The sequence below is a fragment of the Streptomyces sp. C1-1 genome (assembly GCF_050214755.1).
GTDB lineage: Bacteria > Actinomycetota > Actinomycetes > Streptomycetales > Streptomycetaceae > Streptomyces.
Window position 1 is genome coordinate 3,872,896 of sequence record NZ_CP189826.1, and the last position, 13,315, is coordinate 3,886,210.

Here is a 13,315-nt window from a genome sequence, read left to right on the forward strand (position 1 = left end):
GGTACGCGCGCGTACCTCATACGGCCCGTGTCCCGAGCGGGCCGTCCCGCGCGGCCACAGGATGGAAACATGCCGAAGCCTCCGCGCCTGCGGGCCGCCGCCCTGACCGCCGTACTGCTGTCCTCCGTACTGGCGGCCTGCAGCGACAGCGCCAAGAACGACGAGGACCTGTCGGCCCAGAAGCTGCACTGGAAGGACTGCCCGGCCCCCTCCGCCGCGGAGGGCGGGGGCGCCGCGCCGTCGCCTCTGCCGAACGGCGGCACCTGGCAGTGCGCCACCATGAAGGCGCCTCTGGACTGGGACAAGCCCAAGGGCGACACCATCGGCCTCGCGCTGATCCGGGCGAGGACGAGCGGCAGCGCGAGCAGGCGCATCGGTTCGCTCGTCTTCAACTTCGGCGGGCCCGGCGGCTCCGGCGTCACCACGCTGCCCTCCTTCGGCGAGGACTACGCGAAGCTGCGCACCCGCTACGACCTGGTCAGCTTCGACCCGCGCGGGGTCGGCCGCAGCGCGCCCGTGAAGTGCGAGAACGACCAGCAGCTCGACACCTACTTCCAGCAGGACGCCACCCCCGACGACGCCAGCGAGCGCACCGAGTTCCTGAACAACACCAAGCAGTTCAACTCGGACTGCGAGAAGAACTCCAAGAAGGTGCTGCCGCACGTGCGCACCACCGACGCGGCCCGGGACATGGACCTGATGCGGCAGGTCCTCGGCGACGACAAGCTCTACTACTTCGGCATCTCGTACGGCACCGAACTCGGCGGCGTCTACGCCCACTTGTTCCCCCGGCACGTGGGCCGTGCCGTCTTCGACGCGGTCGTCGACCCGACGCAGAACGTCGAGCAGAGTTCACTCGGGCAGGCCGGCGGCTTCCAGCTCGCCCTCGACAACTTCGCCGAGGACTGCACCTCCAAGGCCCAGCCCTGCCCGATCGGGGACACCGCGCAGGACGTCAAGGACCGCATCGCCACGCTCCTGGCCGACCTCGACAGGAAGCCGATCCCCGGGATCTTCCCGCGTCAGCTCACTCAGACCGCCGCGACCAACGGCATCGCACAGTCCCTGTACTCCAAGGACTTCTGGCAGTACCTCACGGAGGGCCTGCAGGAGGCGTACGACGGTGACGGCAAGATCCTCATGGCGCTGTCCGACTCGATGAACGGCCGCAGTGAGAACGGCGAGTACAGCAACATCACCGCCGCGAACATCGCCATCAACTGCGCGGACGACAAGGCCCGCTACGACACCGCCTACGTCCAGCACAAGCTCCCCGAGTTCCGGGCCGCCTCACCGCTCTTCGGTGACTTCCTGGCCTGGTCCATGGCCGGCTGCACCGACTGGGCCGTGGCGGGCGCCGCCGAGCACCCCGACGTGAGTGCCGCCGGCTCGGCGCCGATCCTCGTCGTGGGCAACACCGGCGACCCGGCCACACCGTACGAGGGTGCGAAGAAGATGGTGGACGCGCTGGGCAAGGGCGTCGGCGTGGAGCTGACGTACAAGGGGCAGGGGCACGGCGCGTACGACAGCAAGAACAAGTGTGTGCAGAGCGCGGTGAACGGCTATCTGCTGGACGGGAAGGTGCCGGCGGCCGGAACCGTCTGCTCCTGACGACAGCCCGGGATTCCGGATAAAATCGCAGGTCAGAACGTTATCCACAGGCCTGCGCGGGCTCGGCGTGATCTGCCTAGTATGGCCTGACCGCGGTCCGCTGCTCGATGCGGACGGCCAGTCAGGGGGGACGCACATGGCGCGATTCGCACGGTGGACGGCTTTCGGAGCCGCCGCCGCACTGCTGGTGGCGGGCTGCAGCGGCGGCTCGTCGTCCGACGGCGGCGGGGGCGAGGACGGGCGGAAGAGTACGGCCGCCTCGCCCTCGACCGGCTCCTCCGGTACGACCGCCGCCCTGCCCTCCTCCCTGACCGCGCAGAAGCTCGCCTGGGGGCGCTGCAAGGCGACCGCGGACGCAACCGCTCCGGGCAGCGACTGGCAGTGCGCGACGCTCAAGGTGCCGCTGGACTGGTCGAAGCCGGACGGCGGGACGATCGGTCTGGCACTGATCCGTGAGAAGGCCCGTGGGGGCAAGCGCCTCGGGTCGCTGCTGTTCAACTTCGGCGGACCCGGCGGCTCGGGCGTGTCGACGATGCCGCAGTACGCGGCCACGGTGTCCGTGCTGCGCGAGCGCTACGACCTGGTCAGCTGGGATCCGCGCGGAGTCGCCGCCAGCGAAGGAGTGCGCTGCCGCGGCGACAAGGCGATCCAGGCCGCCGAGAGCATCGACGCCACACCCGACACCCCGGCCGAGCAGAACGCGTACTTCCAGGACGCCGTCGACTTCGGCAAGGGCTGCCAGAAGGCCGCCGGAAAGCTCCTGGCCCACGTCTCGACGACCGACACCGCCCGCGACATGGACCTGATGCGCCAGGTGCTCGGCGACTCGAAGATGCACTACTTCGGCATCTCGTACGGCACGGAACTGGGCGGCGTCTACGCCCATCTCTTCCCGAAGAACGTCGGCCGGCTCGTCCTCGACGCGGTCGTCGACCCCAGCGCGGACTCGGTGGGACACGCGGAGAACCAGACCCGGGGCTTCCAGCGGGCACTGGACGACTACCTGAAGTCGACGGGCCAGGACCCCGTGCAGGGCACACGGAAGATCGCGAACCTGGTCAAGCGGCTCGACACGCACCCGCTGCCGACATCCTCCGGGCGCAAACTGACGCAGACGCTCGCGCTCACCGGCATCGTCCTGCCCCTCTACAGCAAGTCGGGCTGGCCGGCCCTGACCAGTGCCCTGGACTCCGCGAAGCGCGGCGACGGCACCGAGCTGCTCACGCTGGCCGACGGCTACAACGAACGGGACTCCGCGGGGCACTACGGCACGACGACCCACTCCCAACGGGTCATATCGTGCCTGGACGACAAGCAGCGGCCGACCGCCGAGCAGACGAGGAAGCTGCTGCCGGCATTCGAGAAGATCTCGCCCCTGTTCGGGGACTTCCTCGGCTGGGACACGGCCGGCTGGTGCCACGACTGGCCGGTGGCCGGGCAGTACGACACCCCGGAGGTGAGCGCGCCCGGCGCGGCGCCGGTCCTGGTGGTCGGCAACACCGGCGACCCGGCCACCCCTTACGAGGGCGCCAGGAAGATGGCCGACGAACTGGGCAAGGGCGTCGGTGTGGAGCTCACCTGGAAGGGCGAGGGGCACGGGGCGTACGGCAACGGGAGCGACTGCGTCGACTCGACCGTGAACGCCTACCTGCTCGACGGGAGGGTGCCGACGGACGGCAAGGTCTGCGCCCGGTAGGCCGCGCGACAAGAAGGGGCCCGGCACCCGTGGTGCCGAGCCCCTTCCGGAAAGGCTTCTGCCTGGTGGCGCGGTTCGTGCGGCTCCTAGTAGACCGGCTTGTGCGGCTCGATCTGGTTGACCCAGCCGATGACTCCGCCGCCGACGTGCACGGCGTCGGCGAAGCCCGCCGACTTCAGGACCGCGAGGACTTCCGCACTGCGGACACCCGTCTTGCAGTGCAGGACGATCTTCTTGTCCTGCGGGAGGGTCTCCAGGGCGGCGCCCATGAGGAACTCGTTCTTGGGGATCAGCCGGGCACCGGGGATCGACACGATTTCGTACTCGTTGATCTCACGGACGTCGATGATCTCGATGTTCTCGCCGTCGTCGATCCACTCCTTGAGCTGCTTCGGAGTGATCGTCGAGCCGGCGGCCGCCTCCTGGGCCTCCTCGGATACGACGCCGCAGAAAGCCTCGTAGTCGATGAGCTCGGTGACGGTCGGGTTCTCGCCGCAGACCGCGCAGTTGGGGTCCTTGCGGACCTTGACCTGGCGGTACTGCATCTCCAGGGCGTCGTAGATCATCAGTCGGCCGACCAGCGGCTCGCCGATGCCCGCGAGGAGCTTGATGGCCTCGTTGACCTGGATGGAACCGATGGACGCGCACAGCACGCCCAACACGCCGCCCTCGGCGCAGGAGGGGACCATGCCCGGCGGCGGGGGCTCCGGGTAGAGGCAGCGGTAGCAGGGGCCGTGCTCGGACCAGAAGACGGAGGCCTGGCCGTCGAAGCGGTAGATCGAACCCCACACGTACGGCTTGTTCAGCAGCACGCACGCGTCGTTGACCAGGTAGCGGGTCGCGAAGTTGTCCGTGCCGTCGACGATCAGATCGTACTGGCTGAAGATGTCCATCACGTTCTCGGCCTCGAGCCGTTCCTCGTGAAGGACCACGTTCACGTACGGGTTGATGCCGAGGACGGAGTCGCGCGCGGACTCGGCCTTGGAGCGGCCGATGTCGGCCTGGCTGTGGATGATCTGGCGCTGCAGGTTCGACTCGTCGACCTCGTCGAACTCCACGATGCCGAGCGTGCCGACGCCCGCGGCGGCCAGGTACATCAGCGCCGGCGAGCCCAGGCCGCCGGCGCCCACACAGAGCACCTTGGCGTTCTTCAGCCGCTTCTGCCCGTCCATCCCGACGTCGGGGATGATCAGGTGGCGGGAGTACCTGCGGACCTCGTCTACGGTGAGCTCAGAGGCTGGCTCGACCAGGGGTGGCAGCGACACGGGGACTCCGTTGGTCGGTCAATCAGTACGGTTGTTCTCCCTGTAACAGTGCCACGGCCTTTTTCATTCCGAGACACCCGTTCCGATCCGCGAGACGATCTCGTCCCAGTAGCCGGGCATGGTCTCCCAGGGGTCGGTGCGGCCGCCGCGGTCGGTGCGGTCCGTGAAGTAGATCGTCGAGGCACCCTGCCAGCGGGCGATGCGCAGGGCTTCTTCGAGGTGGGGGCCCGGTACTCCGTGGACGAAGTGGCAGAACCGGTCGGGCGGGTAGTCGGCCGTCCACTCCGCCACCTGCGACCAGCGGTAGTCGCTCCACGGCCCGGAGAAGGTGACCAGCTGGTCGGCGGTCTCCGCGTATCCGGGGTGCGGGTGCGTGCCGTGGCCGAGGACGATGTGGGCGTCGTCACGCACGGCACGGAGCGTGGTGACCGTGCGGCGGACCCCGGGAAGCGCCGTGCGCTCGGTCGGGCAGCGGTCCAGGAGGAAGCCGTCGACCCGGTACCAGTCGATGTAGCGGTGCGCGTCGGAGATCAGCTCGCCGAAGGTGCGGGCGCCGAAGGTGGCGTCGAGGTGGCCGAGGACGCGCACACCCGCGTTGCGCAGGCGGCCGGCCGCCTCCAGACAGTGCGGGTCGGGGCGACTGCCGGGGCCGTCGGCGACGTTCAGGACGACCCAGTGCAGAGGTGTCCCCGGGCGGGTCAGTTCACCCCATTCGGTGGGGGCGACGAGAGGATGCGCATAGCCGGGGATGCCGAAGCCGGTGCGGAAGGCCGTGCTCGGGGAGTACGTCTTGGTGCTGGTCAGATGCGGCATGCCGCCTCCATCCAGATGTCGGCGAGAGACTCTTCGAGATTGATCCGGGGCCGCCAGCCGAGCCGGTCCCGTGCGGTGCGCACATCGGCCTGCTGCCAGCTTCCGCAGCCGTCGGGGTACGGGTACGCCACGGGGGCCGTGTGGTCGGAATCACCGCGCGGGTGGCCGATCGGGGCGCGCAGTGGGCCGGGCGGGCCGTCGAGCTCGTGGAGGGCGCCGCCGTATCCGGCCACCCGGGCGAGGGTCGCGGCGGCGTCGCGCAGGCGGACGGCGCGGCCCGAGCCGATGTTGATGACGCCCTGGGCGGCGGAGAGGCTCGCGGCGTGGACGGCCCGGGCCACGTCGCGTACGTCGACGAAGTCACGCTGGGCGCCCAGGCCCGCGAGCTTGAGCTCGCCGTCGCCGGACTGCATGGCTCGGCGCATGGCCTCCGCGAGGCGGCCGAGGGGGGAACCGGCCGGGGTGCCGGGGCCGGCGGGTGAGAAGACGCGCAGGACGACCGCGTCCAGGCCAGAGCCGAGGACGAGTTCGGTGGCGGCGAGCTTGCTCACGCCGTACGGGCCGCCCGGGCGGGGGACGGCGTCCTCGGCCGTGGAGGAGCCGGGCTGGCTGGGGCCGTACTCGGCGCCGCAGCCGATCTGCACCAGACGGGCGCCGCAGCCGCTGCGGCGCAGGGCCTCGCAGACCGTGGCGACGGCGACGGTGTTGTGCCGGGTGAGTTCGCGGGCGCCGCCCCGGGTGGCGCCGGCGCAGTTGATGACGACGCCCGGGTGTACCGCGTCGAGGAAGCGGGTGAGGGCGCCGGGGCTGCCGGACGCGAGGTCGAAGCGGACGTCGGCGTCGTCGCCCCGGCCGAGGGCGGTGAGCTGGACGGCCGGGTCGGCGAGGAGGCGGTCGGCCACGAAGCGGCCGAGGTAGCCGTTGGCTCCGATCAGCAGGACTCTCATCGGGCGGCTCCTCGGGCGCCGTCGGGGGTGGGGTGGGCGGTGGTCATCTGTGGTGCTCCTTCGAGGCGGGGGCCTCCGGGCGGTTGCGCCGGGATGCCTGCGGCGCCTGTGCGGCTTTCGCGACGGTGCGCGTGGCGCCTGGGGATCGGTGGGTGGGGCGGGGCCGCGCCGGGGGGTGTCCGTCCTCGGTCGGGCGGTGCTGTCGGCCGTGTCGTGCTGTGTCCTGACGCCCGACGCTGCGGGCGGGCACCCCCCGGCACGGCCCCTTCCCGCCGTACGCGGCTGAAGCTTTCGCGTGGTGGTGGCCGCCTCCGCCTCAGCATCGGTGCTCCGGTGGGGTGTGGGCCGAGGCTCTGGTGAGGGTGCGGCTCGCGTGGATCAGGAGGATCAGCGCAGCGGTGGTGCAGGTGAGGGTCGGGACGCTTGCCGGGCCCCAGGTGTCGGCCAGGGTCTGCACCGGGGTGGCGAGGACGGCGCACCCGGGGAGGCGGGCTGCGAAGACCGTGGCCATGGCCGTGGCTTGGGTGGCGGCCGTCGCCATGAGGACGGTGGCGGGGGCGTGGGTGAAGCCGTGGGTCCTGAGGAGCCGGGCCAGGAGCAGGAGGGCGCCCAGGGGGAGCGTCCGTGCGAAGGGGGCGGGCTCGCCCAGGGCTGCGCCGGTCAGGGCCAGGAGGGTCGTCAGGGCGAGCAGGTAGAGCGTGAGGGTGGTGAGGAGGAGGGGGCGTACGGCTGTGGAGAAGTCCTCCAGGGCTCGGCTGGTGGTCAGTTTGCGGTGGGCGTGGGCGGCCAGGAGGTGGGTCGTCCAGGCCGCGGGGGCGCAGGACCAGGCGAGGGCCAGGAGGGGGGTCGTGGTCAGGGGCCAGGTGCCTTCGGCGGTCGCGGTGGTGGCGGTGGTGGTGGGCAGGGTGTCGGGGCCGCCGGTGAGCGCTGTTTGTAGGAGGCCGTCGCCCAGGAGGGCGTAGGTCAGGAGGCAGTAGGTCCAGAAGGCGGTGCCAGGGGTGCGCGCTGTGGTGTGGGGTGGGGTGGCCAGGGGGCCTCGGGAGAGGGCCGCTCGCAGGGCCAGGGCTACGGCTAGGGCGCCGATGGCGGCGATCGCCGGGCGTGCTTGTCCGTTGGTGAGGCGCAGGGCCGTGACGGTCGCCGTGGCCAGGAGGCCGGGGAGGAGGGTGAGCAGTGCCCAGTCGGCGCGTACGCGGGGGGCGTCGGTGGGGTCTGGGTGCTCGGACCGGTCCTCGTCCTGGGTGGCTCGGGCGAACATCTCCTCTGCCAGCCCGAAGACGTCACGGTGGCGGAAGCTTGCCGCGGTGCGGTCGGTGATGCCGTGGGCTTCCAGACCGGCCGCGATCTCCAGGGGGTCCACCGCCCGCGCGCAGAGCTCGCGGTGACGGTGCATCAGGGCCTTCACGGGGTCGGCTGGGGTGCGGCGGGGGGTGGGCTGTTTTGCGTCGGCGCGTGTGGGTGGGGTGGGTTCGGCGTCCGTGCGTGCGGCCGGGTCGTCCGTCAGCCAGTCCTGTGATCGCTCGTCCCATGCGCCGGGGCTGTGGGGCGTGCCCGGGCGGTCCAGTCCTCCCAGCTCGCTCATCGCGCACCCTCCGGGCTCGCCCAGGCGGGGACACTGCGGGGCACGACGCGGGCGCCGGTCCAGCGACCCGGTACGTGGGCCTCGGCGGGGACCGCGAAGGGCCGGGGCTCTCCGGTCTCGTCCACGACGACCCGGCGCACCGGGGTGCGCGCGACGATCTCCAGGTAAATGCCGTGAAATGCCGTGGTGTTCTGCTCGACGGTGAACAGTTCGAGTGCACGCGCGCGTGCGGCCGCGCCCAGGCGCTCGCGGCGCGCGGGGTCGCGCACCAGCGCCACGCAGGCCTCGGCGAGCGCCCGCGGATTGCGGGGCGGTACGACGAGTCCGGTTCCGCCGATGACCTCCACGACCGCGCCGACGTCCGTGGAGACGGTCGCGCGGCCGCAGAACATGGCCTCGACCAGGCTGATCGGGAATCCCTCCACGACGCTGGAGAGAACCGTCACGCCCCCTGAGGCGTAGGCGTCGGCGAGGGTCGGCAGTTCCGGGCCGCCGATCTCGGCGAAGGAGACGGGGTTGTCGCCGACGGTGTGCGGGCCCTCGGCCTCGTCGGGGAAGAGCTGTGCGGCGAGGGCGCGGCAATGGCCGAGGTAGGTCTCACCCTCGGGGCCGGCCGGAGCGCCGATGATCCGCAAGCGGGTCTTGGGTTCTTCCTTGCGGATCTCGGCGAAGGCGTGCAGCAGCGACACCAGGTCCTTGGTCGGTTCCACGCGGCCGACCCAGACCAGGGTGTCGGGGTCGGCGCAGTCCGTGGACTCGCCGACCTCGGCGAAGGGCGAGGCGTCCATGCCCGGGTGGACCGTGCGGAGCTTGGCGCGGTCGGCGCCGCAGCGCTCCTGCCAGCGGCGGGCGTGCGCGTTGCCGGGCGTCACGATCGCGGCCCGGTCGTAGGTCTCGGCGGCGAGCCTGCAGTGGAAGGCGGCGAGCAGGGAGCGTACGGCGGGCGGGGCGTCCGTGGCGGCGAGGTAGTGCGTGCGCAGCCGCACGCCGTACTCGGTCAGCAGCAGGGGTACGCCGAAGAAGTGGCGGGCGAGCAGTCCGGGCAGGGCCGCCGGGCCTCCGGACGTGGCGTGGCACAGGTCGACCGCGCCGAGGGCGTCGTCCTGGTACCAGTCGAGCGAGAGGGGGCGCAGGACGCGTTCGAGATGCGCGGCGACGGAGAGCAGGTCGGGTACGCGCGCCTCGCGTGCCGTCCGTTGGGCGCCGGGCGCGTGACAGGCGCGCTCCAAGGCGCGCACGGCGTTCTCGGAGCGAAGTGCGCCCCCCAGGCCGCCCCCTTCGTCGAGGGCGAGTTCGGCGAGTCCGTACAGCGCGCTGCCGAAACGGTCCGCCTCAAGGGTCGACGCGACCTCCGGGGAACCGGACGCGCACAGGACGGCCGCCAGTTCGCCGTAGTGCTCGGCGAATCGCCGGCGTGCGCGCCGCCCGTACACGACGCCGTCGTCCTCGGCCGCCCACAGCGGGGCGGTGCGCACCCGGCGGACCTGTGCCGGCAGCGTGACCCAGCCCTCGTCCTCCTGGCTGCGGCTGCGGCTGAGCGCGTAGACGTCGAACTCGTGCTGCCCGAGCCCGCGCACGAGCCGATCGCACCAGGCGTCACCGCTCACATACGGATAGCCACCCTCCGTAAGCAGTCCGATGCGCACGTGCGCACCCCCGATCTCCCGTTGGAGGAGCCGCCGTTGACCCGGCGGCTCGCAGCGGGAAGAACGTATGCGGACAAGGCGGTGGCGCGATGGACGGTTGTCCATCGCGCCACCAAAAGGGGTGAACGGTCGTAACTTTCCCGTGCGAGTTGCGTTCGATCGCGCTACGAGATCAGGCAGTCACGTTCTGTCAGGCAGCGGTCGGCTCGCAGCGGGCGGTCCTGCGCCGCGCCGCCACCTCCGGGTCGAGTGCCGGTACGGCGGCCAGGAGCTGCCTGGTGTACGGGTCGCGCGGGCTGTCGTACACCTCGTCGGCGGGCCCGGACTCGACGATACGGCCCTGGCGCATCACCGCGACCCGGTCGCTGACCCGGCGCACGACGGCGAGGTCGTGGGCGACGAAGACGAGCGCCAGGCCGAGTTCACGCTGGAGTTCGCCGAGCAGCTCCACGACCTGGGCCTGGGTCGTCACGTCGAGGGCCGAGACCGGCTCGTCGCAGACGATGACGCGCGGGTCGGCCGCGAGCGCCCGCGCGATGCCCACGCGCTGGCGCTGGCCACCGCTGAACTCGTGCGGATAGCGGTCGTAGTGCGCCCCTTCGAGCCCCACGCGCTCCAGCAGTTCCGTCACGCGCCCCCTGATCCGCTTCTCGTCCCGCTCTCCCCGCGCGCGCAACGGGTCGGCGATCGACTCGCCCACGCTGCGCCGCGGGTTGAGGGAGGAGACGGGGTCCTGGAAGACCATCTGGACGGCCGGGTTCACGCCCACGCGCGCGTGGCCGTCGTGACGGACCTGTCCGGCCGTCGGTTCGAGCAGTCCCACGAGCATCCGACCGAGTGTCGTCTTGCCGCTGCCGCTCTCGCCGACGATGCCGAGGGTCTCGCCCCGGTGGACGCGCAGGGACACGTCGTCGACGGCCGCGAACGCCCGCCTGCCGCGCCCGAACTCGCGCCTGAGCCCCGTCGCCTCCAGGACGATCTCGTCGGAGGCCTGCGAGGGGGCGTGCGGCGCGTCCACGCGCGGTACGGCGTCCAGCAGGTCGCGTGTGTACGCCTGGGTGGGCGACCTCAGTACGGCGCCGACCGGGCCGTGTTCCACCACGCGCCCGTGTCGCATCACCAGCACCTCGTCGACGCTCTCGGCCGCCACGCCGACGTCGTGGGTGACGAGCAGCAGCCCCAGGCCCGTCTCCTCGCGCAGGGTGTGCAACAGGTCCAGGATCTGGGCCTGGACGGTCACGTCGAGGGCGGTGGTCGGCTCGTCGGCGATCAGCAGGTCGGGCTCGCAGGCGAGGGCCATGGCGATGAGCGCGCGCTGCCGCATGCCGCCGCTGAACTCGTGGGGGCGTGAGCGTGCCCGCCGTCGAGCGTCCGGGATGCCGACCCTGTCGAGCACCTCGACCGCACGCGCGCGTGCCGCTCGTCGTGACACGCGCGTGTGCACGCGCAACACCTCGGCGATCTGGTCGCCGATGGCGTAGTACGGGTCGAGGGAGGACAGCGGGTCCTGGAAGACCATAGCGGCCTTCCCGCCGCGCAACCGCCGCAGTTCGTCGTCGGACGCCCGCTGTACGTCGGTGCCGGCCACCTCGATGGAGCCGCCGATCCGGGCGCCGGTGCCGCGGTGCAGGCCCAGGAGGGCCGAGGCGACGGTGGACTTGCCGGAGCCGGACTCGCCGACAAGGGCCAGCGCGGCACCCGGCGCCAGCTCGAAGGAGAGGCCGTCGACGGCCTTGAGGGCGCCGAACTCGACGGTCAGGTCTGTGACTCGGACGAGACTCACGTCAGTACCACCCGTCGGTCGGCCACCGCGTACAGGACGTCCGCGACGGCGTTGGCGAGGACCACGAAGAAGCCGATGACCAGGACCATGCCGACGACGACCGGCAGATCGACGGCGTGGACGAGTTCCTGGCCGATGCCGGGAAGGCCGAAGAGGGTCTCGGTGAGGACGGCGCCGCCCACCGCCGCGCCGACGTCGTTGGCGTTCAGCGCGATGATCGGCGCGAGGGCGCCGCGCAGGGCGTGGCGGCCGACGATCGACCGCTCGCCCACGCCGTAGGCCCGGAAGGTGCGGATGTGGTCCTCCGCGAGCGTCTCCAGCATCGACGCCCGGGTCAGCCGGGCGAAGTAGGCCGCCTCGCCGAGGGCGAGGGTCAGCCAGGGCAGCAGCAGGTTCCACATCCACTGCTCGGGATCGTCGGAGAGGGGGACGTACTCCGGGAAGGGAAGCAGTTCCAGCTGCCCGCAGACCACGATCATCAGGACGAGGCCGATGACGAAGGACGGTGTGGCGACGCCCGCGAGGGTCACACCGGTCAGGGCCCGTTCGGTCGGCCGGCCGCGTCGCCATGCGGAGAGCACGCCGGTGCCGACGCCCAGCAGCAGCCAGAGGACCATCGCGCCGAGCACCAGCGAGAGGCTGACGGGGAGCTTGCCCAGGATGATCTGCGTGACCTGCTGGTCGCTGTGGTACGACAGTCCGAGGCAGGGCGCCGGGCAGTGCTCCACGGACGTGCCGGTCGAGTAGTCCCGGCCGGCGACGATGCCCTGCAGGAAGTGCCAGTAGCGCAGGTACAGCGGGTCGTCGAGCCTGAGTTGCCGGGCGACCTGGTGGACCTGTTCGGGCGAGCAGCGCGGGCCGCAGGTGATCTGGGCGACGTTGCCGGGGGTGGCGTAGAAGACCACGTAGACGATCACCGAGATGGCGAGCAGGGTGACGATCGCGCCCGCGGCACGGCGCAGGGCGAATCCGGTGAAGCCGGTCATGCCTTCGCCTCCCCCTTGCGGCCGGTGCCGACGCGCAGCCGCGAGGCCGTGCGTGGGTCCAGGGCGGTGCGTACGCCGTCTCCGAGGACGGTGAGGGCGAGGACGGTCACGAACAGCGCGCCCGCGGGCAGCAGCAGGTACTGCGGGGCGGCCTGGTACCAGACGTTCGCCGACGTGAGCATCTGTCCCCAGGACGGGGTGGGAGGCTTCACGCCGACCCCGAGGAAGGCCAGGGAGGCCTCGATACCGATGTTGACGGGCACCATGAGCGCGGCGTACGTGATCACGGGTGCGGCCAGACCGGGGAGCAGCTCGCGGCGGGCGATCCTCAGGGTCGACCAGCCGCTGAGCCGGGCGGCGGCGACGTAGTCGAGTTCCTTCAGGGTGAGCGTCGCCGCGCGGGTGATCTTGGCGATGGTGCCCCAGGCGACGAACCCGATGATGAGCGCGACCAGTACGGGCCTGGGGAAGCTGCCGGGCACGACGGCCAGCAGGGCCAGCGCCATGATCATCAGGGGCATGGCCACGATGATGTCGCTGGTGCGGCTCAACAGTTGATCAACCCATCGGTTGCCGAGCGCCGCGGCGATCCCCACGACGACACCGAGGAAGACCTGCACCGCGGTGGCCCCCAGGGCGACACCCAGCGACACCCGGGCGCCGTACACCAGCCGCGCGAACAGGTCACGCCCGGTCTGCGGCTCCACACCCAGCCAGTGCTCCCCGCTCACGCCGCCGAAGGAGCCGATCGGTACGCCTCCGCGCGCGGAGTCGACGAGGGACGGGTGGTACGTCGTCGGGTCCTGACCCTCGATCGCGGTGAGCAGTGGTGCGGCGACCGCGATCAGGACCAGCAGCGCGACGACGGACGCCGCGACGAGGGCGGCGCGCTGCGCTCGCAGCCGCCGCCAGAACTGACGGGCCCCCGAGGTCCCCGGGACGAACGCCCCGGGGACCTCGACGGCGACAAGTGCCTCGCTCACGGT

At 71.7% G+C, this 13,315-nt stretch carries 10 protein-coding genes; 2 read left to right on the plus strand and 8 right to left on the minus strand.

What is annotated here, in order from left to right:
* Positions 1–69: 69 nt before the first annotated feature.
* A complete protein-coding gene (locus ACQF4J_RS17480; protein ID WP_351582827.1) occupies positions 70–1,611 on the plus strand; it encodes an alpha/beta hydrolase in 1,542 nt (513 codons plus the stop codon).
* Between the two features lie 136 nt (positions 1,612–1,747).
* A complete protein-coding gene (locus tag ACQF4J_RS17485) occupies positions 1,748–3,307 on the plus strand; it encodes an alpha/beta hydrolase (RefSeq protein WP_427166062.1) in 1,560 nt (519 codons plus the stop codon).
* An 86-nt stretch (positions 3,308–3,393) separates the two neighbouring features.
* On the opposite strand, the gene moeZ is transcribed toward ACQF4J_RS17485, so the two are convergent.
* The 8 genes from moeZ to ACQF4J_RS17525 all read right to left on the minus strand — a co-directional run bounded on the left by moeZ (position 3,394) and on the right by ACQF4J_RS17525 (position 13,312).
* On the minus strand, positions 3,394–4,572 hold the full coding sequence (gene moeZ, locus ACQF4J_RS17490; protein WP_351582823.1) for an adenylyltransferase/sulfurtransferase MoeZ: 1,179 nt from the start codon (positions 4,570–4,572) through the stop codon (positions 3,394–3,396).
* 63 nt (positions 4,573–4,635) lie between these two features.
* Complete coding sequence (locus tag ACQF4J_RS17495; RefSeq protein ID WP_351582821.1) at positions 4,636–5,385, minus strand: spherulation-specific family 4 protein; 750 nt, start codon at positions 5,383–5,385, stop codon at positions 4,636–4,638.
* A complete protein-coding gene (locus tag ACQF4J_RS17500) occupies positions 5,373–6,332 on the minus strand; it encodes an NAD-dependent epimerase/dehydratase family protein (protein ID WP_351582820.1) in 960 nt (319 codons plus the stop codon). Before ACQF4J_RS17500 ends, ACQF4J_RS17495 begins: the two co-directional genes overlap by 13 nt.
* A 316-nt stretch (positions 6,333–6,648) precedes the next feature.
* Positions 6,649–7,914, minus strand: a complete 1,266-nt coding sequence (locus ACQF4J_RS17505) for a hypothetical protein (protein ID WP_427166065.1) — start codon at positions 7,912–7,914, stop codon at positions 6,649–6,651.
* Entirely contained in the window at positions 7,911–9,560 is a 1,650-nt protein-coding gene (locus tag ACQF4J_RS17510) for a DUF3492 domain-containing protein (RefSeq protein WP_427166067.1), read from the minus strand. Before ACQF4J_RS17510 ends, ACQF4J_RS17505 begins: the two co-directional genes overlap by 4 nt.
* 190 nt (positions 9,561–9,750) lie before the next feature.
* Complete coding sequence (locus ACQF4J_RS17515) at positions 9,751–11,343, minus strand: dipeptide ABC transporter ATP-binding protein (RefSeq protein WP_427166069.1); 1,593 nt, start codon at positions 11,341–11,343, stop codon at positions 9,751–9,753.
* On the minus strand, positions 11,340–12,329 hold the full coding sequence (locus ACQF4J_RS17520; protein ID WP_427166070.1) for an ABC transporter permease: 990 nt from the start codon (positions 12,327–12,329) through the stop codon (positions 11,340–11,342). Before ACQF4J_RS17520 ends, ACQF4J_RS17515 begins: the two co-directional genes overlap by 4 nt.
* Positions 12,326–13,312 carry an ABC transporter permease gene (locus tag ACQF4J_RS17525; protein ID WP_351566579.1) on the minus strand — a complete coding sequence of 329 codons (987 nt, stop codon included), beginning with the start codon at positions 13,310–13,312 and terminating at the stop codon, positions 12,326–12,328. Before ACQF4J_RS17525 ends, ACQF4J_RS17520 begins: the two co-directional genes overlap by 4 nt.
* Between the last annotated feature and the right edge of the window lie 3 nt (positions 13,313–13,315).